The sequence below is a fragment of the Gemmatimonadota bacterium genome (genome assembly GCA_041390105.1).
GTDB lineage: Bacteria > Gemmatimonadota > Gemmatimonadetes > Longimicrobiales > Gaopeijiaceae > JAGQIF01.
Genome location: JAWKQO010000001.1, coordinates 1,096,640 through 1,122,407, shown reverse-complemented (window position 1 = coordinate 1,122,407; position 25,768 = coordinate 1,096,640). Strand labels below are relative to the sequence as shown.

Annotated in this window: 23 protein-coding genes; 22 read left to right on the top strand and 1 reads right to left on the bottom strand. The window is 68.2% G+C overall.

The features are described 5' to 3' along the window. Positions 1 to 639 (bottom strand): polysaccharide biosynthesis/export family protein, encoded by a 639-nt coding sequence (locus tag R3E10_05060; GenBank protein ID MEZ4415103.1) that lies wholly within the window; start codon positions 637 to 639, stop codon positions 1 to 3. Between the two features lie 312 nt (positions 640 to 951). Here R3E10_05060 and R3E10_05055 point away from each other — a divergent pair, with 312 nt between their 5' ends. The 22 genes from R3E10_05055 to R3E10_04950 all read left to right on the top strand — a co-directional run bounded on the left by R3E10_05055 (position 952) and on the right by R3E10_04950 (position 25,660). Next, on the top strand, positions 952 to 2,229 hold the full coding sequence (locus R3E10_05055; protein ID MEZ4415102.1) for an O-antigen polymerase: 1,278 nt from the start codon (positions 952 to 954) through the stop codon (positions 2,227 to 2,229). After that, positions 2,226 to 3,404 carry a glycosyltransferase gene (locus R3E10_05050; GenBank protein MEZ4415101.1) on the top strand — a complete coding sequence of 393 codons (1,179 nt, stop codon included), beginning with the start codon at positions 2,226 to 2,228 and terminating at the stop codon, positions 3,402 to 3,404. Before R3E10_05055 ends, R3E10_05050 begins: the two co-directional genes overlap by 4 nt. Then, the gene (locus R3E10_05045; protein MEZ4415100.1) at positions 3,401 to 4,060 is read left to right on the top strand and encodes an acetyltransferase; all 660 of its coding nucleotides are present in this window, start codon (positions 3,401 to 3,403) and stop codon (positions 4,058 to 4,060) included. The genes R3E10_05050 and R3E10_05045 overlap by 4 nt, the downstream gene beginning before the upstream one ends. Continuing rightward, the gene (locus R3E10_05040) at positions 4,057 to 5,232 is read left to right on the top strand and encodes a DegT/DnrJ/EryC1/StrS family aminotransferase (GenBank protein MEZ4415099.1); all 1,176 of its coding nucleotides are present in this window, start codon (positions 4,057 to 4,059) and stop codon (positions 5,230 to 5,232) included. The genes R3E10_05045 and R3E10_05040 overlap by 4 nt, the downstream gene beginning before the upstream one ends. Next, entirely contained in the window at positions 5,229 to 6,245 is a 1,017-nt protein-coding gene (locus R3E10_05035; protein MEZ4415098.1) for an NAD-dependent epimerase/dehydratase family protein, read from the top strand. The genes R3E10_05040 and R3E10_05035 overlap by 4 nt, the downstream gene beginning before the upstream one ends. Further along, complete coding sequence (locus tag R3E10_05030) at positions 6,242 to 8,107, top strand: hypothetical protein (GenBank protein ID MEZ4415097.1); 1,866 nt, start codon at positions 6,242 to 6,244, stop codon at positions 8,105 to 8,107. The genes R3E10_05035 and R3E10_05030 overlap by 4 nt, the downstream gene beginning before the upstream one ends. A gap of 191 nt (positions 8,108 to 8,298) precedes the next feature. Beyond that, positions 8,299 to 9,414 (top strand): LysM peptidoglycan-binding domain-containing protein, encoded by a 1,116-nt coding sequence (locus tag R3E10_05025; GenBank protein MEZ4415096.1) that lies wholly within the window; start codon positions 8,299 to 8,301, stop codon positions 9,412 to 9,414. Positions 9,415 to 9,622: 208 nt separating this feature from the next. Next, positions 9,623 to 10,579: an NAD-dependent epimerase/dehydratase family protein gene (locus R3E10_05020; protein MEZ4415095.1), complete on the top strand. Its 957-nt coding sequence runs from the start codon at positions 9,623 to 9,625 to the stop codon at positions 10,577 to 10,579. Beyond that, on the top strand, positions 10,576 to 11,295 hold the full coding sequence (locus tag R3E10_05015; GenBank protein ID MEZ4415094.1) for a MotA/TolQ/ExbB proton channel family protein: 720 nt from the start codon (positions 10,576 to 10,578) through the stop codon (positions 11,293 to 11,295). The genes R3E10_05020 and R3E10_05015 overlap by 4 nt, the downstream gene beginning before the upstream one ends. Further along, positions 11,292 to 11,717 carry a biopolymer transporter ExbD gene (locus R3E10_05010; GenBank protein ID MEZ4415093.1) on the top strand — a complete coding sequence of 142 codons (426 nt, stop codon included), beginning with the start codon at positions 11,292 to 11,294 and terminating at the stop codon, positions 11,715 to 11,717. Before R3E10_05015 ends, R3E10_05010 begins: the two co-directional genes overlap by 4 nt. Beyond that, positions 11,717 to 12,457, top strand: coding sequence for a TonB C-terminal domain-containing protein (locus R3E10_05005; GenBank protein MEZ4415092.1), 741 nt, complete (start codon positions 11,717 to 11,719; stop codon positions 12,455 to 12,457). The genes R3E10_05010 and R3E10_05005 overlap by 1 nt, the downstream gene beginning before the upstream one ends. Before the next feature lie 62 nt (positions 12,458 to 12,519). Further along, positions 12,520 to 13,911 (top strand): hypothetical protein, encoded by a 1,392-nt coding sequence (locus R3E10_05000; GenBank protein ID MEZ4415091.1) that lies wholly within the window; start codon positions 12,520 to 12,522, stop codon positions 13,909 to 13,911. A gap of 127 nt (positions 13,912 to 14,038) precedes the next feature. After that, on the top strand, positions 14,039 to 14,620 hold the full coding sequence (locus R3E10_04995; GenBank protein MEZ4415090.1) for an OmpA family protein: 582 nt from the start codon (positions 14,039 to 14,041) through the stop codon (positions 14,618 to 14,620). 5 nt (positions 14,621 to 14,625) lie between these two features. Further along, entirely contained in the window at positions 14,626 to 15,417 is a 792-nt protein-coding gene (locus R3E10_04990) for a tetratricopeptide repeat protein (protein ID MEZ4415089.1), read from the top strand. 18 nt (positions 15,418 to 15,435) lie between these two features. Continuing rightward, positions 15,436 to 15,981, top strand: coding sequence for a transcriptional regulator NrdR (gene nrdR, locus R3E10_04985; protein ID MEZ4415088.1), 546 nt, complete (start codon positions 15,436 to 15,438; stop codon positions 15,979 to 15,981). Continuing rightward, a complete protein-coding gene (tatC, locus tag R3E10_04980) occupies positions 15,950 to 16,753 on the top strand; it encodes a twin-arginine translocase subunit TatC (GenBank protein ID MEZ4415087.1) in 804 nt (267 codons plus the stop codon). The genes nrdR and tatC overlap by 32 nt, the downstream gene beginning before the upstream one ends. After that, complete coding sequence (locus R3E10_04975) at positions 16,750 to 19,692, top strand: putative LPS assembly protein LptD (GenBank protein ID MEZ4415086.1); 2,943 nt, start codon at positions 16,750 to 16,752, stop codon at positions 19,690 to 19,692. The genes tatC and R3E10_04975 overlap by 4 nt, the downstream gene beginning before the upstream one ends. 231 nt (positions 19,693 to 19,923) lie before the next feature. Then, on the top strand, positions 19,924 to 21,063 hold the full coding sequence (locus R3E10_04970) for a hypothetical protein (protein MEZ4415085.1): 1,140 nt from the start codon (positions 19,924 to 19,926) through the stop codon (positions 21,061 to 21,063). A 457-nt stretch (positions 21,064 to 21,520) separates the two neighbouring features. After that, positions 21,521 to 24,025: a tetratricopeptide repeat protein gene (locus R3E10_04965; GenBank protein ID MEZ4415084.1), complete on the top strand. Its 2,505-nt coding sequence runs from the start codon at positions 21,521 to 21,523 to the stop codon at positions 24,023 to 24,025. 27 nt (positions 24,026 to 24,052) lie between these two features. Next, positions 24,053 to 25,066 (top strand): polyprenyl synthetase family protein, encoded by a 1,014-nt coding sequence (locus R3E10_04960; protein MEZ4415083.1) that lies wholly within the window; start codon positions 24,053 to 24,055, stop codon positions 25,064 to 25,066. Then, positions 25,063 to 25,347: a hypothetical protein gene (locus tag R3E10_04955; GenBank protein MEZ4415082.1), complete on the top strand. Its 285-nt coding sequence runs from the start codon at positions 25,063 to 25,065 to the stop codon at positions 25,345 to 25,347. The genes R3E10_04960 and R3E10_04955 overlap by 4 nt, the downstream gene beginning before the upstream one ends. 61 nt (positions 25,348 to 25,408) lie before the next feature. Further along, complete coding sequence (locus tag R3E10_04950) at positions 25,409 to 25,660, top strand: twin-arginine translocase TatA/TatE family subunit (GenBank protein ID MEZ4415081.1); 252 nt, start codon at positions 25,409 to 25,411, stop codon at positions 25,658 to 25,660. Positions 25,661 to 25,768: the final 108 nt, after the last annotated feature.

The following is a 25,768-nucleotide window of genomic DNA, read 5'->3' as shown; positions in this document are numbered from 1 at the left end:
TCAACGGCTGGTGATGATGATGACCGAGGCCACGTTGGAAGCGATCGAGAGCAACCCGACGACGCTGGTCAAATTGCGGGCAAGCCAGCTGCGCTTGCCCACCATCACCTGGTCGCCGCTGCGGATCCCGGCCTCGGTGAGCAAGGAGGTGCTCGGCAAGTCGCCACGCACCACGCGGCCCGCGCGCAGGAGCTGCAGCTTGTCGATATCCCCGTCCGGCGTGACACCCTGGGCCTGGGCGATGAGCTGCGCGACGCTGACGGTCGCGTCCACCATGTAGTTGCCCGGTAGGCGCACTTCACCGAGGACAGTGATCCGGCGCAGCAGGGTCACGTTGACCGATGGGTTGACCAGGTACTGGTCGTACTCCTCGGTCAGCTGCTCCCGCAGCCGCTCGGTGGAAATGCCACTGACACTCCGGCGCCCCAGCAGCGGAAGCACCACGCTCCCATCCTCTGCGACCTGGAACTCGCCGGACAGGTCTTCCTCACGCCAGATCTGGACGCGGATGACGTCGCCAGGGAGGAGGGAGATGGCCGTCGGGGTCGTGCCCCCGGCGGCAGGCGTCTGAGCCCGGGCCGCGCTCGGCGCCGCGAGGGCGAGCACGGCACATGCGAAGAGAAACGTTCTCGGGTTCACGATCCGGCGTGCGCCTGGACCTCCGGTCAGTCTGCCGACGGGCGGCGGGGAGACGTGGAGAAAGCCGCGGGGAAGCTATACGGGGCCCGGGATCCGATCAAGGAACTCGCGGGGCTCCCCGCCGTCGGCGCTCGAGCTGCCGTTGACGCTCGCGGGGCCGGAAAGCACATTGCCGAGGCCTCGCGTGGCGACCCGCTGAATGTCCGGGCGGCCACCGGGCGAGTCGCCTCCGTCCTCCGGATCGTCCGGTCGACGGCCGGGGCCCCGCCGGTCGGCGGTGCCGACCACCTCGGCACGGCAACTCTCGCTTCCTTGGACGCTCTCGTCGGACTCTGGGTCTTCGCACTCGGCCTCGCCGGTTATCTGATCTTCGCCCGGCGCTCCGGCGACGTTCTCCATCCCCTGGCGGTCTTCTGGGGAAGCTGGTTGCTCGTCTTCGCGTTCGCGCACTTCAACGTGCCGAGAAGTTTCGACGAGCCCTACTACGCCGAGCCCTTCGGGCTGGTTGCCTACGGCGCCACCTTCGCGGGCCTCATCAGCTTCGTGTCCGGGTTCCTGCTCGTGCGGCCCGGTCTGGCCCTCCCCACCGCCGAGGATCGGATCGCCTGGGAGACGCGGCTGCGTGGCGGATTGGACGTCGGGCGCCTGGGCGTCTGGACCGTGTTGCTCTTCCTGGTGGCGTCGGTCACAACGGCGTTCTTCATCCGCAGGGCAGGCGCCATCCCTCTCCTGTCGCCGCGGATCAACGAGCTTCGACTCGACTTCAAGCTCCCGTACTGGGGCTACCTGTACGACCTCCATTTTGCAGTCGCGCTCTTCGCGAGCATGCTGGCCGTTTGGACCCGGGGGGCACGGCGCTGGGCGTGGGTGGGGTTGGCCATCGCCTCGACGCTGCTGCTCATGTCCGGAGGGGTGCGCGTCTCCCCGCTCACCGCCCTGGCGTGGGTGATCGTCTTCCTGACCTACCGGCCGGGCCGACTGCGGTTGCGGCGGGTGGTCCTGGCCCTGCTGATCGTGGGACTCGTGTTCGGCGTCATCGAGCAATACCGCCGCTCCACGTTCCGGGCGGACCCACGCCTGGCCAATCCCAGGCTGGACATGGGCGTGCCCGCGACGCTGTGGGCGCATTCCGCCGCGAGCTTTAAGAACCTGCAGTTCACGCTCGAGCGCGTGAGCCCGCTCTATATGGGGCTCACCAGCTACGACCTTCCCAAGACGCTGTACCCGACCGCGCGGGAGGTCGATCAGGAATTCAGCTATCTGTATGGCACGCACAACACGCCCACCTTCCTGTCGTTCCTCTACTTCGACTTCGGCTGGGGCGGGTTGCTCCTCATCCCGGCGCTGTATGGCGCCGTGGTGGCCTTCGTGTACGATCGCTTTCGTCGCCGGCCCTCCATCTTCTGGCTGGTGGTCTATGTCGACTTCCTGCTGGCGACGGCCCTGGCGTTCCGGACCCACCGGTTCTTCGGCAACAGCCTGATCTTCTTCGCCGGGATCGCCCTTCTCACCCAGGTCCTCGTCGCCCGGCGGAGCGATGCGTCGGTCGCGCTCCCGCTCCCGACCGCGCTGGGGGCGGGCGCATCGTGAACATTCTGCTGGACTTCCTGCCCATCACCCGAGGAGGAGGCGCCCAGAACGCCCTCAACCTGTGGCGAGAGGTGGCCCGTTCGGGGGGCACCCACCGCTGGCTGGCCGTGGCCCAACCGGAGCTCGGACTGGGCCAGCTCCCGGCGGCGGAACACCAAGCCCTGGAGGAATGGACCGTGCGCGGTTTCCTCCATCGCCTGGCGCTGGAGAATGTCACGCTGCCCAGGCGCGCCCGGGCCTTCGCGGCCGATGTGGTGCTGACTCCCATGGGAGCGGGTCCGCTGCGCTCCGAGGCCCCTCGCGTGCTGGGCTGGCACGACTCGAGTCTGGCCTACCCGGAGTCGCCGCTATGGACGCGCACCGGCGTGGGGTTTCGCACCTTCGAATGGGGGCGGCAGCGCTATGTGCGGCGCGCCGCGCGCCGTGCTCGCCGCATCTGCGTCCAGACGGAGACCATGGCGATGCGCCTGGCCCGCGTGTGGGGGCTGCCGCGCGAGCGCTTCCAGATCGTCCCCAACGGCCCCTCCACGTTTCTCGAAAATGAACCGCCGGCACCGGAGCCCGTGATGGCGGATAGACTGCGGATCCTCGTGATCGGGGACGCCAAGCCGTCGAAGAACCTGGAGATCGTGCCGCACGTCGCCGCAGCGCTGGCCCGTCGGTCCCTTCCGGACTGGGAGATCGTCATGACGGTGCCGGAGTCTCCCGGGGCGTGGACCGGCCCGCTGGAGCGGGCGCTGGTCGAGGTGCCGGAGGCTCGGACCCACATCCGTCGGATCGGAGCGGTGCCGCACGACCGATTGGGGGACCTGTACCGCGGGAGCGCGGTGGTGCTGCTCCCCTCGTTCCTGGAATCGTTCTCGGCGACCTACGTCGAAGCCATGCACTTCGGTGTGCCGCTCGTGACCTCGGACCTGGATTTTGCCCGTGACATCTGTGGTGGAGCCGCGCTCTACGCCGATCCCTTCGACGCCGAAGCGTTAGCGCAGTCCCTGTACGCGGCGCTGACCGACGCCGACCTCCGACGGGCGCTGCGCCGCGAGGGCTTCGAGCGGGTACGCGCGCTGCCGTCCTGGCCGGAGCGCCTCTCTCTCTATCTGGAGGCGTGCGCCGGGGCGGTGTGGGGAGAGAGGGGTGTGCCGCTCGGCGTTCTGGCCGCGGAGCGGGCATCGTGACGTCCGTGGCGCAGCCAGGACCCGTGGTGTTGATCGGCGCGGGGGAGCTGGGACGGGACGCGCTTTCGGTGTTTCATGCCCTGCACGCGCGGGACCCGCATTGGACGGTCCTGGGATTCCTGGACGACGCCCCCGAGCGGGTGGGCAGCACGGTGCTGGGCGTTCCCGTCCTGGGCGGGGTGGACTGGTTGGACCGGGCTCCTCCGGAGGTCCAGGTGTTGATCACCGTGGGCTCGCCGGGGGCGCGGCGCCGCCTGGACGAGAGCTTCACTCGCAAAGGCGTGCGGTGGGCGACGGCCATCCACCCGTCGGTGGAGCTCACCCCCTGGGTCACGATCGGGGAGGGAAGTCTCGTGATGGCCGGGTGCACGTTCACGGTCGAGGTGGAGGTGGGCAGGCACGTGGTGGTCAATCCGGGGTGTACGGTCGCGCACGACGTCCGGATCGGCGACTATTGCTACTTGTCGCCCGGAGTCGATCTGGCCGGGCGGGTCGTCTTGGAGCCGGAGGCGTATCTGGGTACGGGAGCGGTGGTGATCCCGAGTCGCACGGTGGGGCGGGGCGCGGTGGTCGGCGCGGGGGGCGTGGTGATCCGCGACGTGCCCGCGGGCGCCACCGCGGTGGGGGTTCCGACGCGCCTCCTGGAGGGCTCGTGAGACCGCCCCCCACACCGTCGCTTGTGGGTCCGGACGTGGAGGGAGCCCGCGGAATGCGCGTGCCGTTGGCCCGTCCCTGGATGGGACCGGAGGAAGCCGAGGCTGCCCGCGAGGTGGTCGCATCCCGCTGGCTGATCCAAGGGGCCGCGGTCGCGGAGTTCGAGGCTCGCTTCGCTGCCTTGATCGGGGCGGAGCACGCGATCGCGGTGAACTCCGGATCGAGCGCGTTGCTCGTGGCGATGGGCGCGCTGGGTGTCGGCGCGGGCGACGAGGTCGTATGCCCGGACATGACGTTCGTCTCGACCGCCTCCGCGGCCCTCTTTCTGGGTGCGCGGCCCGTGCTCGCCGACATCGAGATGCGCACCTACGGTCTCGATCCCTCCGATTTGGAGCGCTGCATCGGACCGCGAACGCGCGCGATCGTGCCGGTGCACTACGCGGGGCACAGCGCCGAGATGGGGCCGATCCTCGAGATCGCCGAGCGCCATGGGATCCCCGTCCTGGAGGACGCGGCCGAGTCCCATCTGGCCCGTTATCAGGGCGGGCGGTGCACCGGAACCCTCGGACGGATCGGGATCTTCTCGTTCACTCCCTCCAAGCCGATGACCACCGGGGAGGGCGGAATGATCGTCACCGACGACGCCGCCCTGGCCGAGCGCTGCCGTCGTTTCCGCAACTTCGGGGACACGGGCAAGTTCGAGTGGACCGAGCTGGGCTTCAATTTCCGCATGCCCGAGATGATGGGCGCCATCGGGCTCGTGCAGCTGGAGCGGCTGCCGGAGGCGGTGAGGCGGCGTAGGCAGATTGCCGGACGCTACAGTCACGCCTTTCACGTCCTGCCGGACGTAGTGGTGCCCCACGAGCGCCAGGCGGAGGACGCGAACTACCAGCTCTACACGTTGCGCGTGGAGGGAGCATCGGGGTCTCGACACCGGGACACCGTGCGCGCGTCCCTGAGCGAGCGAGGGGTCGGCAACCGGCTCTACTACCCGCCGCTCCATGGACAAGGCGTGTTCGCTCACCTGGCCGAGGATGCCGGCCACTTCCCCAACGCAACGCGCTTCGCCGAAACGGCCTTGTCGCTCCCCATCTTCCCCGAGCTCACCGAAGACGAGCAGTCGTTCGTCATCGACGCGTTCATCGACTCCATTCGAGGATTGAAATCCCCGTGACTCCGACCCCCACCATCGAAGGGCGCCGCATTCTCATCACGGGCGGCGCCGGCTTCATCGGAGCTGCGCTCGCGGAGCGGCTCGTGGAGCGCAACCAGGTGCGCCTCTTCGACCTCGACTTCGAGGGGAGCAGTGCCTCGCTCAGCCGAGCCTGGGGACACCCCAATCTGGAGGTGACCGTCGGCGACGTGATGGATGCCGATGCGCTGCGGCAGGCCGTCGACGGCGTTACCTCGGTGGTGCACCTGGCCGCTGTGGTGGGCGTCAAGAACGTGCTGTCCAGGGGAAGGGACACCATCGAGATCAACTTCATCGGGACGTCCAACCTGCTGCGTGCCCTCGAGGGACGACGTGACCTCGAGCGGGTGGTCTACTTCTCCACCAGCGAAGTGTTCGGGATGAGCGCCTTCCGGGCCGGTGAAGACACCCCCTCGACCATCGGTCCAGTCAGCGAAGCCCGCTGGACGTACTCGATCGCCAAGCTGGCCGGCGAGCATCTGGTGCATACCTATCACCGCGAGCTCGGCATGCCCACGGCGATCGTGCGGCCGTTCAACGTGTTCGGCCGGCTCCGTCTCGGGGATCACGCCATGCTGCGCTTCATCCTGGCCGCGCTACGGGGCGAAGACCTGGAGGTGCACGGCGACGGTACCCAGATCCGCTCCTGGTGCTACATCGACGATTTCGTGGACGGGCTGCTGCGGGTGATGCACATGCCCGAGGCGGTGGGCGAGACCTTCAATCTGGGGAATCCACGCAACACGCTCACGATCTACGATCTGGCGCAGCGCGTGGTGCGGCTCCTGGATTCGCCCTCCAAGGTGAAGTTCGTGGAGATCGACTTCTCCGACATCGACGTACGGGTGCCCCGGCTGCGCAAAGCGACAGACCTGCTCGGGTTCCGGCCCGGCATCGAGCTCGACGACGCCGTGTTGCGCACTGCGGAATGGGTGCGGGAACACCGCGAGCTGCTCGATCCGGCCCTCGACGGGGCGGGAGCCGCCGGAGCGTGACTCCACTGCTGCAGACGCTGGTCGCGACGGGCGTGGCGGCACTCGGCACGTTCGTCCTGACCGCCGTTGCCGTTCGCCTCTTGCCGCGGCTCGGCCTGGTGTCCGCACCCGATCCCAATCATCCCACCCCGGTCCCCGTAGGTGGCGGCATCGCGATCTGGCTCGTCGTGGGCAGCGTGCTGACCGCGCTGGGCGGAACGGGCACGGACGTGGCCGAGGTGGCCACGGTCTTCCTGGGTGCCAGCTTGCTGTTCTTCGCCGGGGTCTGGGACGACGTACGCCTGTTGCTACCCCGCATGAAGCTGTTGATCCAACTCACGGCGGCGACGGCCATGGTGGTGTTGGGCGTGACCTTCCCGCTGGGGTCGCGGCTGGAGTGGTTGGCGGTTCCCTTGACGCTCCTCTGGTTCGTGGGAGTGACCAACGCGTTCAACCTCGTGGACAACATGGACGGCATGCTGCCCGGCGTCGCCGCGGTAGCGTCCGTGTTCGTGGCTCTGTTCGCGGGGATGACCGACCGCCCGGAGGCAGCGCTCTTCTCCTGGATCGTGGCGGGGGCTTGCCTCGGGTTTCTCCGTTACAACCTCCCTCCCGCCCGCATCTTCCTCGGCGACTCGGGCTCGATGTTCCTCGGGTTCCTGCTGGCGGGCCTCGCCATCGGAGGAAGCTGGAGAGGGCTCACCAACCTTACGTTCACCGTCCTGGCGCCTACGCTGCTGCTGGCCGTGCCGATCTTCAACACGACCTTCGTCACCGTCACACGCAAGTTGTCGGGGATCCCCGTCAGCCGCGGCAAAGCCGACCACATCAACTACCGCTTGATCGCGCATGGGCTCTCGCGAGGGAGGGCCTTGCTGGCCGTCTATGTGCTTTCGGCGGCGGGAGGGACGCTGGGCCTGCTCGTGCTCCGGCTCTCTCCGCTGGAATACGCCGCGGGGGCCTCGCTCTTCCTCATCGTTCTCATGTACCTGGGGGCGTTCCTCTATCAGGCCCGCGTGCACGAGAACTACGAGGAGTTCCAGGTCGAGCGGGTGGCGGCCGGCTGGGAGGGCTCGGCCTGGCATCGCTGGGTTATCCGCATCGTGGCGCTAGCGGGCGACGTGGTTCTGGTGTTCGCCGCCCTCTACCTGGCGTTCCTGCTGCGCTTCGACGGCCAGATCTCTCCGGACCAGCTCGGCAACCTCGCACTGGCGCTCCCGTACTTGATCGCATTCCGGGTGGGGCTGGCGCTGCTCATGGGCATCTACGAAACGCAGTGGCACTTCGGGCTCGCGCGCGACGCGCTGCGTCTGGTGGCCGCCGTCCTGATCGGGTCGCTCCTGTTCACCGCGGTCCTGTTCCTGCTCAAGGCTCCATCGTTCCCACGCAGCGTGATCGTGCTCGAGGGCGTTCTCTCGTTGCTCTTCTTCGGCTTCACCCGGTTGGGCGTGCGTGCCTTGGGAGAGGTCACCGTCCTCGACCGCTGGGCGCGGGAAGGCCGGCGCACCTTGATCGCCGGCACGGCGGACGCCGTGCTCCCCGTGTATCGTTCGCTGCAGCGTCGGACCGACCGGAGCTACAACGTGATCGGGTTCGCCGACGACGACCCCAAGGCGCACCGCAGCCTCATCGGTGGGGTGCGGGTGCTGGGGCCCGTCTCCAGGCTCCCTGCCATCGCCCGCCTCTACGGGGCCCAGCACGTCATTTTCTCGCTCCCCAATACGCCCGACGATCAAGTGCGCAACCTGGTGCGGGCCGCGGCCCAGGCCGGCTTGAGCGTGGAGGTGGCCAGCCTGGAGTTCCGCTCCGGCGACGAGTGGTTGGCCGGCGGCTGGGCCACTCCCGAAGCCCGGGCCTCGACTCCCCCCGCCCAGGCCGGCTGAGCCCTCCTCCCTCGGGGGGGTGGCTGGCACGGAGCGTGCGGCCCTCGGGGCCGTCGAAGGCACATCGGGTGGAGGGCGCGGAGGTGGCGCCGGTCCGGGAGCAGTCCTGGAATCGGGCCTCCCTTCAGGCTTTTCCCGGGCCCAGGGTCGATCTTCCCAGCCCGGCCACCCCGGCTTCCAAGGAGATCTCCATGCGCCGGGTCCTGTACGTTTTGCTCACTCTCGTCGCCTTGGGCGGCCATGCACTCACGGCCCAGGAAGCGACCGAACGGGTTCATCGGGTTCAGACCGGCGAGACCCTGTCCTCCATCGCGCGAGCCTATTTCGGGGACGTGGCGTCCTGGCGGGTCATCTATGAGGCCAACCGCGACCGGATCCCCAATCCCAACCAGATCGAGCCCGGCCTGGAGCTCAGGATTCCAGGTGCCGCCGGAGCCGCGGTCCGCACGGTCGAGGTCACCACGCAGCCGGCCCCGCCGGTGCGGGAGCAGCGGCGCGCCACCCCGGCCCCCCGTCCCGCACCCCCGGTCGAGCCCTCCGCGCCTCGGACCGCCTTCTGGAGCGGGCCGGCTCGCACGGTGACGGTGGAAGCGCCACTGCTGGCCCGGGCCGAAGAGGTGGCCATGCTGCGGCCCACCGTGCCCGTCGACGCCTTCCAGGCGGCGGGCTGGCTCCTCGAGGTGGACGAGCCCACCGGAGCGATCGGTCGCGTCCAGACCTTCAGCGTCGCCTCGGGCGTACGGTCGACCCGGATGACCGCGCAGCCCTTCGACCTGCTGCACGTCCGTCTGGACAACCCGGTGGCCGTCCGACCGGGGGACATGCTCCAGACCTTCCGCATCGAGCGCCGGATCAAGGACCTCGGTGACGTCGTGGTTCCGACCGGTGTGCTCGAGGTCCTGCGGCTGGAGGGGGACGGTGTGGTTGCAGAGGTGGCCGAGGAGTATCAGCCGCTGCGCCTGGGCGACTGGGTGAAGGTGCCGGAGCCCTTCGGGCTGCGGGCCGGCGTGACGCCGGAGGCGACCGGCCAGATGCTCGACACCCGGATCCTGGCGTTCCAGCGGCAACACGAGCTGCAGCTCCTGGGCGACGTGATGTTCCTCGACGTCGGCCGGGCGGATGGAGTGGTCGTGGGAGACGAGTTCATCGGCTACCTGCCCCCCGCGGAGGGATGGGAGCCGGAGCCGATCGGACGGGTCCAGATCCTCGGCGTGCGGGAGCACCGATCCTCGGCGCGCATCCTGTCGATCGACACGCCGGCCTTCACGGAAGGCTTGGTTCTGCACCTGAGCCGAAAGATGCCGTAGATTCGAGCAAGCGCGGATCGCCCGCGACCCTTGCGTGGCGAGAACAACGCGATTACGGAACGTCCCCGAGGGATGTGCGTGGGTCGCGTCGGGAGGCTCCCGGCGGCTTGGACGCCGGTGAGCTATCCGACGCGATCTTTTTGTGAGGCAGGACCCGGGCGGTGGCGCCAGGCCGCGCCCCGGGAACGGACAAAGGACCGAGAGCAGGATGACAACGCAAAGAAAGGTGCTGGTCACCGGCGGAGCCGGGTTCATCGGAAGCCATGTCGCCGAGGCCTTTGTGGCCCGGGGCGACCGCGTGTGGATCCTGGACAACCTGTCCAGCGGAAAGCGCTCCAACGTCCCCGCCGGGGCGGAGCTGGTCCACATGGACATCGGGGATGCCGACGTCGGCGCGCTGTTCGACGAGGTGGGCTTCGACCTGGTCAACCACCACGCCGCCCAGATCGACGTCCGCATCTCCGTCGCCGATCCCCGCCGGGACGCCACCACCAACACGCTGGGGCTGCTCAACCTCACGGAAGCGGCCATCCGCACCGGCACGAAGCGCTTCGTCTTCGTGTCCAGCGGTGGGGTGGTCTACGGCGAGCCCGAGCAGATCCCCACGCCGGAGCGGGCGCCCAAGGATCCCCGTTCGCCGTACGGCGTCTCCAAGCTCACCGGAGAGTACTACCTCAACTACTACCGCAAGGAGCGGGGTCTCGAGTACGTGGCGCTCCGCTACTCCAACGTTTTCGGACCCCGACAGGACCCGCACGGCGAGGCGGGTGTAGTGGCGATCTTCTCGCAGCGCCTCCTCGACAAGCAGGCGCTGACCGTCTTCGGCGACGGCGAGCAGACCCGTGACTATGTGTACGTGAAGGACGTGGTGAGCGCGAACCTGCGCGTGTCCGACCTCTCCCTGGAGGGGAGTGAGCTCGACGACGTGGCCTTCAACGTCGGAACGGGCGTGGGCACGAGCGTCAATCGTCTGGCCGACCTCCTCGAGGAGATCGCCGAAGTGCACCCGGGACGCGAGTACCGTGGCGCCCGCGTGGGCGAGCTGCGGCACAGCACTTTGGACGCGTCCCAGTTGCGCCGGACCGGATGGGCTCCGCGCTTCGCCATCCGGGATGGGCTCCGCGAAACCTATGAGCACATCGCGGCGGCGAGGGTGGCCGGGTGAGCCCACTCCCCCTGCTGCTCCTCCAGGCCGGCGCCCCCACCAACGCCTGGGGGATGGTCAGAAGCGGTGGGATCCTCAACCAGATCGTCCTGGTGGTCCTGGCCGTGCTCTCGGTCATCAGTTGGATCATGATCCTCTGGAAGGCGCGGCAGTTCGGAGCCGTGCAGCGCCAGGGGAGCCGCTTCATCGACGAGATGGAGCGCGCCAAACGCATCGAGGAAGCGATGCGGGCCTTGATGGCGCTTCCCGACTCGCCCTACGGGCGGGTCTTCCGGCGGGGCATCAACTTCTTCTCCGATCTGCGACCCGGCGTGCTGCAAGGCCAGCGCAGTGGCGAAGGCCTGTCCCTGACCCAGCTGGAGGCGCTGCGTCTGGTCATGGAGAAGGAAGAGGCGGAGGAGCGCGACGACTTGTCACGCGGGTTGCCCTGGCTGGCGATCATCGGCTCCATCGCGCCCTTGCTGGGCCTGATGGGGACGGTCATCGGCGTGATGAACACCTTCTTCGGCATCGCCGCGGCCGGGTCGGCCAACATCGCGGCGGTGGCGCCCGGTGTGGGCGGCGCCCTCACCACGACCGTGGCGGGGCTCTTCGTGGCCATTCCCGCAGTGGTGGCGTACAACCACTTCGCGGCCAAGCTCGACTTCTTCATGAGCGAGCTGGAGGGCTTCTCCAGCGAGTTCATCGGCGCCCTGGCCCGGGAGGGTCGGTTGTGAGATCGCGCGGCTCCGTACGGCGCGGTCTGCCCGCGGACGCCCAGATCAACGTCACGAGCCTCGTGGACGTTGCGTTCACCTTGCTGGTCATCTTCATCATCACCGCCCCCATCCTGCAGGGCGGCATCGAGGTGGATCTGCCCGAGGGCAACGTCGCACCGCTCGATGCGGATCGAACCCCCATCATCGTCTCCATCGACCGCGACGGGACCTTCTTCGTGGAGGACCAGCCCGTTGAAACGGCGGAGTCGCTTCGCCAGCTGGTCGCACGCCTGGCGGAACGTTCCGGCGGCGGGACGGTCTATTTGCGTGGGGATCGGCAGGTCCCCTACGGCCGGGTCATCGAGGCGTTCGATGCGGTCAACCAGGTAGAGGGGGTTCAGTTGAGCGTCGTGGTCGAGTCGGCTCCTCGGGAACGCTGATGGCCATCGTCCGCCCTCCCAAGGCGGCGGCCACCTCCCGCCGGCGCTCGGGGCCGGACCGGCGCTCCGTTCTCCTCAGCACCGGCGGACATGTGCTGGCCGTGTTGGTGGCCTGGGCCGTCGCGAGCCTGCGTCCGGAGCGTCCCCACTTCGAGACCGTGCGCATCCAACTCTTCTCTCCGCCCCCGGCGCAGGCGGCCGAGATCGAGGAAGCGGCGGTGCCCGAAGAAGAGCTGGTGGTCGAAGAGCCCGATCCGCAGCCTGAGGAGGCACCTCCGCCCCCGGAGCAGAAGGAGGAGGTGACCCCGCCCCCGGAGCAGCGGCCGGAGCCCCCCAAGCCGGAGCCCACGCCCGACCCTCCCGAGGAGAAGCCCCGCCGCGCCACCACCACCGACCCGGAGGCCAAGCCCAGCGAAGAGGGTGGGGAGGACTTGAACGTCCGTCTCGAGGGACTGCGCCGCGACTATCCCCAATACTACGGGAACATCGTGGCCCAACTCGGACGGTGCTTTCGTCCACCGCCCGGGCGTCACTCCGCAACGGTCCAGTTCGTCATCCATCGGGACGGGACCGTTTCAGACATCCGCAAGGTAGAATCGACCGGGAATCTGGCGTTCGACGTGCGGGCGATCGAGGCGGTGGAGTGTGCGGGCAGAGACGGACACTTGGGCCCGCTTCCTGACGATTTCGCCTGGGACGTCCTTCCCATCGAGTTCTTCTTCGCTCCGCGCGGCGGATGAAGGCCCATCGGCCTCGCGCGCGCCGCCGCGGACCATCCTCTCCGGCACCGGAACCGAGCTCCATGCACAAGCGCCTCCCACAGGCCGTCCAGCTCCTGCTCTTGCTCCTCCTCGTGTTCGGAGCAGCGGCGCGCTCGCTGAACGCCCAGGAGGAGTTCCCCAACGTGCGGCTGGGTCTCGTCTACGACCCCAATGCCGAGCGACCCGGGCTGGCGTTTCCTCCCCTGTCGGCGCGGTTCGGCGGGGAAGCCATCACGGATGGCGTGGGCGCCATCCTCGCGCGGGATCTGCGCTATTCCGATCGGTTCGAGCTGATCGATTCGCTGCCTCCGGAGATGGTGGAGGACGGCACCGTCAACTACGGAGTATGGGACCGCCTGGGGGCGGTGTGGCTGCTCAACGGACAGGTGGAAGGCAGCGGGGCGGGATACGTGCTTGCGCTCGAGCTGCACGATGTCGTGTATCGCGAGCGCAAACAGCGGGGGCGGTTCCAACTCCCCCTGCCGGAGAGCGACGAGTTCCGCATGGCTGTGCATGCCGTGTCGGACGCCATCGTCGAGTGGATCACCGGCGAACCGGGGATGGCCGCGAGCCGGATCGCCTTCTCGCGGCGGGACGCGGATGGCAACCAGGACCTGTGGACGGTCGACGCGGATGGCGAGAACCTGCGCAGGGTGACCCGGTACGGAACCATCACGCTCTCCCCCACCTGGTCCCCGGACGGCGGCCGGCTCGCCTTCACGTCGTACAAGGACGGCCCGGCCCGCATCTATGAGCTCGACCTGGTCAGCGGCTCGGAGAAGGCGGTTCCCGGAATCGACGATGCCATGTTCCTGACGCCCACCTATCACCCGGACGGCCAGCACCTCGCCTTCGGGGTGGCCGGGGGTGGGTCCGGCGGATTGTACACGTACGACATCGGCCGGGGCTGCTGCCTGGAGCGGCTAACGAACGCCCGGCGCTACGACGACATCTCACCCAGCTACTCGCCTGATGGAGCGCGGCTGACCTACATGACGTCTCGGCTGGCCGGCGAAGCGGCGCCGCAGATCTTCGTGATGCCCTCCAGCGGGGGGGAGGGCGAGCTGCTCTCTCCCTTCGACATCCGCGAGCGGGGCTACTACACCTCCCCGGACTGGTCCCCCTTCGGGGACCGGATCGTCTTCCACGGCCGCATCGAGCGCGGTCGCTACCAGATCCTGGTGGCGGAGGTGGGGCGGGGGCGGGCGCGCTCGTTGGTACAGCTCACCCGGGAGGGCCAGAACGAGGATCCCAGCTGGGCCCCCGACGGTCGACACATCGTTTTCGTAGGGGAACGCTCGAACGGAACCGGGCTCTGGGTGGTCGACGCCGTCAGCGGACGCGTCCGCCTCGTGGTGCCCAACATCCGGGCGCGGGCCCCCGAGTGGTCGCCCCGCCTGGTCTCCGCGGCCGGAAACATATTGCGGAACTAGGCTTCCTACCTTATATGCTGGCGCGGGCCCGGTTCATGCCACAGCGAACACAATGGGTCGTGGGTGCGGCTTCGAGGTGCCGACCCCGGCCGTGCGGACGTCCCCTATCAAGAAGCCTGGAGAACGAATGAAGCCTCGCACCCTGCTGGTCCTCGCCTTCGCCATCGCCCTCCCGATCGGAGGCTGCAAGAAGGAGCCCCCTCCGGCACCGGCGCCCCAGCCCACCGCCAACGACGACGATGCAGAGCGTCGCCGCCGCGAAGCTGAGGAGGCAGAGCGCGCCCGTCGCGAGGCCGAAGCCCGCGCCGAGGCCGAGCGCCAGCGCCAGATCGAGATGGCCCGCTCCGCGCTCACGGCCCTGGTGTTCTTCGAGTACAACATGGCCAACCTGACGCCGGACGCGCAGCGTGTCCTGCGCGACAAGGTGGACATCCTGCGCGCCAGCCCCGCCGTGCGTCTCCGTATCGAGGGGCACGCCGACGAGCGCGGCTCGACCGAGTACAACATCGCGCTGGGCCAGCGCCGCGCCGAGGCCGTGCGTGACTTCTTTTCCAGCTTCGGGCTGGACGGGTCGCGCTTCACGCTGATCTCGTACGGAGAGGAGCGTCCGCTCGACTCCGGTTCCAACGAGATGGCCTGGTCGCGCAACCGCCGAGCGGCCTTCGTCATCACCGCTGGTGAGAACGACATCCAGCCGGTGGCCCGCTGACTCGCATGGAACGGCGCTCCTTCGTGATTGGGTGGCTGCGCGCTGCCTCGGCGCGGAGGAGCGCCGCCGTTCTGCTTGCGTCGGTCGTGCTGCTGACGGGTTGTGCCACCAAGCGTGACCTGAGGGATCTGCGCGGCGAGATGCGCGCGCAGTCCGCCCGCCAGGACTCGATCTTCCAGCGGCTGTTCGAAGAGCTGGACCAGATCGGTGACACCTTGCGGTCCGAAGCCGACTACTCCTTCGAGTTCCGCGGCCACGTGCAGCGAGAACTGCTCGACATCAAAGACCAGTTGATCCAGGTCCAGGAGATGTCGGGAGTGAACCAGCGCACGCTCACACAGCTGCGCGATCAGGTAGAGGCGGGACGGGCGCGTCTGGACGAGTACGATTCCTCGCGGGGCCCCTCGTCCGCGGGGAGCTCGGAGGAGGCCGATGCCGCGTTCGATGCGGCCTACTCGGCGTATCAGCGACGGTCGTCCACCGCTGCCCGCATGGGCTTCGAGCAGTTCATCCAGCAGTACCCCACGCACCAACGGGTGCCCGAGGCCCGCTACTACCTCTCCGATCAGCTGGCGCAGGACGGAGACGTGGAGGAAGCCATCGCGGGTTTCCTGCGGATTCCGGAGCTGTTTCCTGCGGACCCGCTCGCGGCCGACGCGCTGTATCGGGTGGGCGTGCTGGAGTTGGACCGGGGCAACGCGGATGCGGCTCGGCGGTACTTCCAGCGGGTGGTGACGGGCTATCCGGACTCCGACGCGGCGCGGGTCGCGCGCGAGCGTTTGTCCGAGATCGGTTGAGGCCGACACCCCCCCGCCATGCGCTGCGCCGCGTGTGACGCGACCGACACCCGGGTCGTAGACACCCGTTTGAGCCGCGGGGGCCGCGCAGTGCGGCGTCGCCGCGAGTGTGAGCAATGCGGCGCCCGCTTCACCACCTATGAAGTGATCGAGGAGCGACCCGTGCGTGTGCTCAAGCGCAACGGGGAGTCCGAGGAGTACAGCCGGGCCAAGCTCCTCCGGAGCCTGAACGCGGCCTGCGCCAAGCGGCCGGTCTCGGCCGAGACGGTCGACCAGATCGTCGAGGACATCGAGGACGCTCTGAGCCGCTCGGCCGGGGTCGAGGTGACCAGCGCCCGCATCAGCGAGATGGTCATGCACCAGCTCCGGCAGGTGGACCGGGTGGCCTACGTCCGCTATGCCTCCGTGTACCGGAACTTCCGGGATCTGGACGAGTTTGAGGACTTCGTGAGCGAGGTTCGCGCCCGGCAGCGGCGCGAGCTGGCGAGTCTGGATCAGTTGGGGCTCCCCCTGGGGCTGCCCGTGGACGGGAATGACGGAGCGGAGAATCAACCCGAAGGGTGAGATGCCCTTCCTGGACCACCTGGAAGAGCTCCGCTGGCGGATCCTCTGGTCGCTCTTCGCCGTGGTCGCCGGGACGCTGCTGGGGTTCTTCATCGTCCAGCGGTTCGGCGTCATCCAGATCCTGCTGGACCCGCTGCAACGCTTCCGGCCCGACACCAAGCTCATCGCCCTGGCGCTGACGGACGGCTTCTTCGTCACCCTCAAGCTGGCGCTGGTCGTGGGGCTGGTCCTGTCCTTTCCCATCCTCATCTATCAGGTCTGGAGCTTTCTCTCCCCGGCTCTGGAGAAGGAAGAGCGGCGCGTCATCGTGCCCAGCCTCTACTTCGGGCTCCTCCTCTTCCTGGCCGGCGCCGCCATGGCCTACTTCATCGCCCTGCCGGTGACGATCCCCTTCCTGCTGGGCTTCCAGAGCGAGTTCCTGGAAAGCACGCTGGAGGTCAACCGCTATTTCGGCTTCGTCACCAAGCTGCTGATCGGGTTCGGCGTGGTCTTCGAATTGCCCGTGGTGGTGATGATCCTCTCCGCCCTGGGGCTGGTGACTCCGCATTTCCTGCGCAGCAAACGCAGGCACGCGCTGGTCATCAATACCATCATCGCGTCCTTCCTGTCGCCGGGAGACGTGATCACGCTCACGGTGTTGATGATGGTCCCGCTGGTGCTCCTGTACGAGGTGAGCATCTGGCTGTCCGCCGTGATCCACCGGCGCCGGGAGAACCGGATCCTATCGGCGTCCGACGAACCACCGGAGGGAGCGGTAGGAGTCGGCGGATGAGGCGGAGCAGGGGGGCGGCGGAGCGGAGGGCGGCACGCTTCCTGGGGGTACTGGCGCTGATGCTGTCGGCCGCCCCCTTGCAGGCGCAGGAGCCCGACTCCACGCGCATCCGCGTCTTCGAGCGGCTTCGCCAACTCGCCCGGCCTCCAGGGTTGGACTCGGCGCTGCTGGTGGACGACTCCACGGCGGCGGCCCGGGCGGGGCGCGGCCCGCAGGCCCGTGGTGGCGCGGCTGCGTTCGACTCGGTAGCGGCCGAGCTGATGCGTCTTTCCGGCTACGAGGTCACCACCTACGAAGGAGCGGGCGCCACCTTCGGTGCCGCCGACCGCCGTCTGTCGCTTCTGGGCGCAGAGGGGGCCCGCCCGGTGGTGCGCAGGGACGACTTCGAGCTGTCCGCCGACACCGCCATCGACTTCGACGAGGAGCGGGGCCTGGTCACTGCGCGGGGCGAGGCCGAGTTCAAACGGCCCGGTGGGGAGCCGCTCACCACCCGTCAGCTGATCTACGATCTGAACGAGGACCGGGGCACCGCGCTGGGAGCCCGCACCGTCTACAACGAGGGGGCGGACTGGCGGGTGGCCGGCGATCTGACCTCCGTGGAGCCGGGGCTCTTCTGGGGGCGCCACATCTCGTTCACCTCCTGTGAGCTGGACGAGCCGCACTACCACTTCGCCACGGGCGAGATCAAGTGGCTGTCGGACGACTGGTTCGTGGCCCGCAACGTGACGCTGCGCTTCGCCGACGTGCCGGTGATGTGGCTTCCCTTCATCGCCCAGGGGCTGGGGCAGGGACGTTCGAGCGGACTGTTGGCGCCGACGTTCTCCGTCAACGACATCGTTCGCACCTCGGGGAGCTACCGGCGCCGGGTCTCGAACCTGGGCTTCTATTGGGCCATGTCGGACTACACGGATGCCAAGCTCGCCATGGATTGGTTCAGCGAACGGTTCTTCTCGCTGCAAGGGAGCTTCAACTACCTCTGGGCCCGTCAGTTCCTGCGGGGTGGGGTGAACTACCGTCAGTATTGGGAGGCAGAAGGCGGCACCAACACCACGCTCAACACCACCAACAATTGGGAGATCAATGAGCGCACCTCGCTGGCCATCGGAGCGGCATGGGCCACGAGCACGGACTTCGTGCGACGGGAGAGCCGCAACCCGCTGGAGCTGATCCAATCCATCGATTCGGACGCGCGCTTCACGCGCCGCCTGGATTGGGGCTCTCTGAATGTGGGAGCCAACCGCAAGCAGTTCCTGTCCAATGACAAGGTCACCATGACCCTGCCCACGGTGTCCCTCTCCCTGACACCGCTCACCTTCTTCAAGGCACCCACCGGCCGCGAGCGTTGGTACAACAACCTGTCCTGGTCGGGCGGCATGGGGTTCACGCGCGACCTGACGGACAATCCGGCGTTGCTCGCCGACAGCACCTTCAACCGGGCCAACGCGGACCTGGTGAACACGCGGGGCAATCTGAATTCGGGCTTCAACCTGGGCGGGTTCGGCTTTTCGCAGAGCGTGAGCTTCAATGAGCGCATCACGCGGGATGTGCCAGGGATCTCCTTGTTCGAACCGGGCGACACCGCAGTCAGCCTCGGAGTCTCCGACCTGGCGGAGGCTACGGTCGATTGGTCCACCACGCTGGACTACCAGATGCGCGCTCTGGGGGGTTCGCTGACGTTCACGCCGCGCCTGCGCATGTCGGGGCAGCTGCTGCGGTCCGACGAGATCCCCGACGCCTCCGAGCAGTTCGTTGCCGGACCTCGTCGTTCCTCATTCGGCGCCACCCTCAAGTCGGACATCTACGGCTTCTGGGGTGGGTTCGGGCGCTTCGAGCGAATTCGCCACAAGATCTCGCCGTCGTTCGACTATGACTACGCGCCGGCGGTGACGCCTACCGAGCTGCAGCGGCGGGTCTTCACCGGAGCACGGGAGATCCGCCGTCAGAACCAGATCGCGATCACCCTGAACCAGACCTTCGAGGCCAAGCTCAATCAGGACGCGGCGCGGCAGGCGGACAGCGTACAGTCGCTCCGGGATTCGCTGGCGGTGCAGGACTCCATCGCCATCGCCAACGACACCACCGGCCTGGCGCCACAGCGGCCCCTGGCGCCCCCCCGCGCGGGGCCGGACGCTCTGGCCGGGCGGCCGGAGCCGGAGCGGCCCGGTCCCGGGACGCAGCCCGTGCAACTGCTGGGACTCAGCTTGAGCGCGGTGCAGTACGACTTCGTCCGCGCCGACTCCTTGGGCCGCTGGGAGGAGGGCGTCCAGAACCAGGAGATCCAGGGGCGCGTCACCTCGGACTACCTGCGGGGTCTTTCCGTGAGCTTTTCGACGGACCTCTTCGACGAACGAGCGCCCGCAGAGGGCGCCGCGACCGAGAAGGTCTTCGACATGCACCTCTCGACGGTCAACCTGGGGTTCAGCCTGGGAAGCAACTCGGCCCTGTTCCGGTGGCTCGGGTTCTTGAAGGGAAGGCCGGGAGCCGAAGTGGCCGAAGAGGGGCCGCCGCCGGACGATCCGCTCAGCGATCTGCCGGGAGCCGAGGAAGTCAACATCGTTCCACGCACCCAGGACCCCTTCCGCAGCGCCGGCCCGCAGCGCCGGGGCGGGGGCGGCTTCAACGCCAGCTTCCAGTATTCGCTGCAGCGCCCACGCAATCCCGAGTTGCAGCGCAGCGAGTTGCTGACCGCCAACGTGAACTTCAGTCCCACCCAGAGTTGGGACGTCACCTGGCGCACCTCCTACGACCGGGAGGAGGGCCGCTTCCTCGATCACATCGTCCGTCTGACGCGGGATCTACACCGCTGGGACGCCCATTTCGACTTCATCCAGACGGTCACCGGGACGTGGACCTTCCGCTTCGAGGTCCAGCTCAAGGACAACCAGGACCTGAAGTTCGACTACGAGCAGCGGAGCTTGGACGCGACGGGTCGGCGCTAGGCGAAACACCGCCGGTTTGCCGGCTGGACCGACTGCGGTTGCGGGGGCCTGCGGGACCGTCTCCCTGGGCAAGACGACGCCACCCATGTGTTCCGGACCTGGCACCCAGCCTGTCCTCCGCGGTGGACAGGGCAGGGGGCGCCCTCCCGAAATCCCTTGGAATTGGCTGCCTTTGGCGGCGGTACACCCATTGCTCATCGGGTGGGTGGAACCCGACCTGGGAGGTGTCAGATGAAGCGATGGGGGTGGGCGGCGGTCGCCCTGGCCTTGGGCGCACTGGGAGCCTGCGACGACAACTATTTCGGGCCCGGCGGCGTTCCTGATCCACCGCTGCACCTGACCGGCAGCTACTACAACTACGCCGTCACCCTGCGCTGGGAACTGGCGTCCGGGTGGAACGGCGAGAGTTTCCGCGTCTACAGCAAGCGCACCAGCGATCCGCAGTACTTCCTCATCGCAGATGTGACGAGCTGCGCCGAAGGAGTCTGCGAATACGCGGATGTGAACATCGTGGAGGGCCAGCGCTACGAGTACTTCGTGGCCGCGGTCGATCCGGACTCGGGGGAGGAGGCGGACTCGTCCCCCGTCGTGGTGGATGTGCCCGACTTCGATCCTCCGCCGGTCCCCACGGGCCTTCACGTGCTGGGGCTGGATGAGGCCACCTTCGTCACCTGGGGGTCCAACGCCCGACAGGCGTCCGACTTTTCCTTCTACCGCCTCTACCTCGATGATGGCCAGGGGGGCTTCCTGCTCGGGGAGACGGACTCCGAGGGGTTCGTGGATCTGTTGGCCGTGAACGGCGAGACCTCCACCTACCGCGTCGCGGCGGTCGACCAGTTCGGGCATGAGAGCGTGCTCTCGGCATCGGCGTCGGGCACGCCGCGCCCGGACTACACGGGGGAGCTGCTGTACGCCTTCGAGGATCGGCCCCTCGACGCCGGCTTCCGCTTCCGGGAAAGCGACCAGATCAGCCCGGTCGTACGCGGCGACGCTCCAGAGCGGCATTTCCGCCTCGAGGTCGATGCCAATGGGTTGTGGCTGGTCCCGGGCCCGGGTACGCAGATCCACGCCCAGGGGTTCGCCACGTCGGCCCTGACCTGCGGGGTGGGCGCGGATCCGGACTGTGTATCCGTGGAAGTCGCGCCGGCCGGTGGGTACACCACTCAGGATGTGCCGCTGCTGGACCAAACCACCTATCCCATGCGCGTGCTGGGTGACGATGGCCAGACCCACTACGGGGCGATCCGCGTGCAGGGATCCGGCTTCGACCAGGCCGGGGACGCCTTGGTCGTCCTGGACTGGTCGTATCAGCTGCAACCCGGAAATCCGGCGTTGAACCCGCGGGGGCGGATCCCGACTCCGGTCCGCTGAGGCGACTCTCTCGGCAGTGGTGTGGGGAGGGGGCCGGGTCGGCGACCTGGCCCCCTCGTCGCGCCCGGACCGGAACGGCGTTCCCGTCGTCCACGCCCCCCGTTCCCACCTGCGGAGCCCAGACGGGGCCTCCCACTCGGGCCGTCTGCGCGCCGGCTCCAGGGGCCGGTTGCCGTGTGCCGCCATTTGGGGCCGTTCTGACGGTCCCGGGGGGGGTGGGACCCCCCGCCAGGGCCCGCCCGGCGACGGCCGATCCGCTTCTGGCCTGGAACGTGTATGTGGAGGGGCTCGGCCCAGGGGTTTATGGGGACGGGCCGAGGATCCTCGAGTGTCGACGTGGCGCCGGGGCCCCTTCTGGGGGTCATGGCGGACCCGCCTGAAGGGGGCGTCGGCCGCAGGCTTTTGAGGGTGGACCCCGATCCGGGGGAAGAGGGCCAAGGAGCGGAAGCCGAAGAGCATGAGCATCGAAGCGCTGAAGGAGCAGGCTCGCGGGCACGAGCAGGAGGAGGAGTGGGAAAAGGCCCTCTCCCTGTACGTGCAGGCGATCCAGAGACACGGCAGCGAGGACCAGCCCGACCTGGGGCTCTACAATCGCGCTGGGGATCTCAGCACCCGCCTCGGGAATCTCGAGGGGGCGCTCGAGTACTACGAGCAGGCGGTCAAGCTCTACCTCGAGAGCGAGCTCCCGAACAACGCCATCGCCATCCTCAAGAAGATTCTCCGGAATCTCCCCTATCGCACCGATGTCTTCCTGCAGATGGGGAAGATCCGGGCGAGCCAGGGCTTCCTGGTCGACGCCCGCGAGAACTTCCTCCGCTATGCGGAAGTCATGCAGCAAGAGGGCAATCTGCCCGCGGCCCTGCAGGCGCTCACCGAGTTCGCTGAGCTCGCACCCTCCGACCTCGACATCCAGTTCATGGTTGTCAGTCAGCTCCAGGCCAACGAGCAGGGGGACCAGGCCGTCGAGCATCTGACACGGACCTGGGTCACCCTCTCCCGGTCGGGGCAGGACGAGGCGGCAGCCGCCATCGAGGAGCGACTCCGTGAGATCGCTCCGGACGCCGAGCTGCCCGACGCTACCGACGACTACGATGCCTTTGAGACGACGTCCCTGACCGACTCGCTCGACAGTGGCGCGACGGATGCCGACGCAGGCAGCGCGGAGCGACTGGTCGACGAGGCGGTCGCCGAAACCCTCGGCGTGGACGAGGACGCACCGTACGGTTCGTTGGACATCGAGCACACCCACCTCGGATCCTCCGACGACGCTGCGAGCTCACCCTTCGCCGACGGAGGGCTCGACCTCGAGACCTCCAGTGGCTTCGAGCAGTCCATCTGGGAAGAGGACGAGGGATCCGTGGACCCGCTGCCCTCCCTGGACCTGGCGGTCGAGGAAGAGCCTGCCAGCGAGTCGGACGCCTGGGACGTGGCGGAATCGACCCTGATCGTCGAGGATGCCCTCGAGGCCGGAGAGGAAGCGGATTCCCTCGAGGCCGAAGGGGAGGAGGATTCCCTCGAGGCCGAAGGGGAGGAGGATGCCCTCGTGGCCGAAGGGGAAGAGGATGCCCTCGAGGCCGGAAAGGCGCTGGAGGCTGTCGCCGAGGATTCCTTCAGCGTGCCAGTGACGACCGCCTGGGAAGAGCCGGCCGTGGAGGACTCCCTGCCGGTCGAGGCGTGGGATGCCTCCGGCGACGCGTCCGCCACGGACGAGGCCTGGGGTCTCTCCGAGGCCGGTTCCGAGGAGTCCACGCTGTCGGGGTCGGAGGACGATTGGCCCGCGGGAAGCCTGACCTGGGGATCCGAGGACGGGGAGGGGGAGGAAGGCGATCCGCTCCCCACCCTGGAGCTCGACAGCGAGGGGGCCTGGGAGAGCGGTGAGTCCTGGAACGGAGACGCGCCGGCTTTCGAGGATGACGAGGAGGTCGTGGCGGCGGCCGGGCTGGAGGATGCCTGGATCTCCGTCGACGAGGACGACGCCGACACTGAGCCCGCCGCCCCGTCCGTCGAAGACGCCGTCGCCGTGGAGACCGCCTGGGGCTCCGAGGTGGACGACGACGAGGGCCCCATCGAAGACGGCGAGACCTGGTTGGGGATGGCAGCCCGGCTCCGCGACGAGGGCGACACCGAAGAGGCCAAGACGGCGCTGGAGGAGGCCTACCTGTCCTTCGCCGAAGCCATGCGCTTCGACCGCGCCTCCGCCGCCGTGGCCACCCTGATCGAGATGGAGCCGGACGCACTGTCCCACCATCAGCGGCGGGTGGAATACGCCAACCGAAGCGGTGACCAGCCCATGCGGGTGGCCGCCTACCTGGGGCTGGCGGAGTGCCTGGAGCGTAGCGGGTCGGAGTCCGAGGCCCGGGCCGTATACGAGAAGCTACTCGAGGTGGACCCATCTAACGAGCGTGCCAGTATCTACTTGGCTTCGGTCGAGCAGCCGGTCATCGAGAGTGCCTACGTCGATCTGGGCTCCATGGTCATCGACCGGGTCGAGAAGACCACACGTTGGACGGTGGAGGCAGAGGAGCCGGCGACCGAGGAGGACTTCGACTTCCGCGAGATGCTCAGCCAATTCAAGGCGAAGGTGGCGGAGCACGTGGACGTGGGAGACGTCCGGGCCCACTACGATCTCGGCACCGCCTATCGGGAGATGGGCCTCATGGACGAGGCCATCAGCGAGTTCCAGCTGGCGCTGCGGGCGGACGGGAAGAACCTGGCCACCTACGAGATGCTGGGGCAGTGCTTCATGGAGAAGGGGCAGCCCGAATTCGCCGTCCGGTCGCTGGGTCGGGCCACCCAATTGCCCCACGATGTGGAGGATGAGCTCCTGGGGATCTATTATTACCTCGGCCGCGCGCACGAGGAGCTCGGCCAGCGAGACGAAGCGGTCGAGTTCTACGAGAAGGTGTTCTCTCTCGACATCAACTTCCAGGACGTGACGGAACGGCTTCGCTCGCTTCGGTAAACGGACCCCAACCGAAGCTCGAAATCGATGCAGTCCAGCGCTCGGCCGGGGCCTCTCCTGCGAGAGGCCGCCGCCCAGCTAGCGGCCATTCAGGCCCCCGTGCAGGACAGGCTCAGCCAGGTGCTGGCGGAGCTCCGTCGCGTCGTGCGCACCGATTTCGGAGAAATCCAGGGCGTCAACGACCATCTCCTGCTGATGCGGGGGAAGTTGCTGCGCCCCACCCTGCTTCTGCTCTCCAGCCAAGTTGGCGATCAACCCGCCGACGACGTGGTCACGCTCGCCGCGGTGGTCGAGTTGGTTCATCTGGCGACCCTCGTCCACGACGACGCGGTCGATCACTCCGTGCTGCGCCGGGGGCTGCCCACCGTGAACGCTCTCTGGACGCATCAGGTGGCGATCATCATGGGCGACTACCTCTACAGCCGGGCCGTGACCGAACTGGCCGGACTGGGACGCTTGGAGGCGCTACGCGCACTGGCGACCGCCGCCAACGAGATGAGCGTGGGCGAGATGCGGCAGCTCACTTCCTACGACGCGCTGGAGTTCAGTGAGGACGACTACTACGCGCTCATCGCGGCCAAGACCGCCTCTCTGATGCGGGCGGCCTGCGAGATGGGCGCGTTGGCGGGCGTGGATCGGTACCGCGAGCCCCTGGCGCGCTACGGTCAGAACCTCGGCATGGCCTTCCAGATCGCCGACGATCTGCTCGACTACACCGGCTCGGAGCTGGTGACCGGCAAGCCGACCGGCCACGACCTGCGTGAGCACAAGGTCACGCTGCCCTTGGTGGAGGCCATGCGACACGCGAGCGAGGCCGAGCTCACCGAGATTCGTGCCCTCTTCGACCAGGTCGATCCCGCGGACGAGCAGATCGAGCGCGTGGTCGAGATCGTCGAGCAGCGGGGGGGCTTGAAGTATGCCCGCGCCCGCGCGCAGGCGTTCGCAGAGGAGGCGCTGGAGGCGTTGGCGGGGCTGGCACCGGGTGCGGCCCTGGATGCTCTGCGCGACTCCGTGACCTACGCGGTGGATCGCAGCCTGTGAAGCCGAGGCTCGGTGAGGCGCGCCGTACGGGCTCCCGGCTGGTCTGGACGCTGATCCTGGGGCTTTTCCTCGGGGGGCTTCTTACCCAGTTGTGCGAATTGTTCCTGCCCGAGAGCGCGGCTCGGACCTTCCTGACCGTCTCGGCAGTAGCATCCCTGGGGCCGTTCTCGATCGACCTCGTGGCTGTGGCCTTTACGATCGGTCCCCTGCAACTGAGTTTGAATGTCCTGACCCTGATCGGGATCGGGGGCGTCTGGTTGATCGCCCGGTCCTTGATCTGAGCAAGGGTCGCACGATTTCCGATGTGGCTCCGGGGGCGCTCCCCGGGCCCTGGAGGGTACCATGGGTTTCGGTGGACTCGGGATGTGGGAGGTTCTCCTCATCCTCCTGGTCGCGCTTCTCGTCTTCGGCGCCAAGAGGCTGCCCGAGATCGGGTCGTCCCTGGGGAAGGGGATTCGCGAGTTCAAGAGCTCGGTCCGGGAGATCGAGCGGGAATTGAAGCATGAAGAGCGGGCGCTGCCGCCTCAACAGGCCAAAGCGTCCGAGTCCGAGGCGGCCAGCGGGGAACCTCGGAAGCTGACCACCTCGAGCTGACCGTCGCGGGCGGCTGAGCGAGCCGCGCCCCGGCGGGCGGTTCGCGCCGGACCGATAAGTACGCGTCGACATCGATGTCGGCCCAAGGTACGACAACGAAACGGGGCG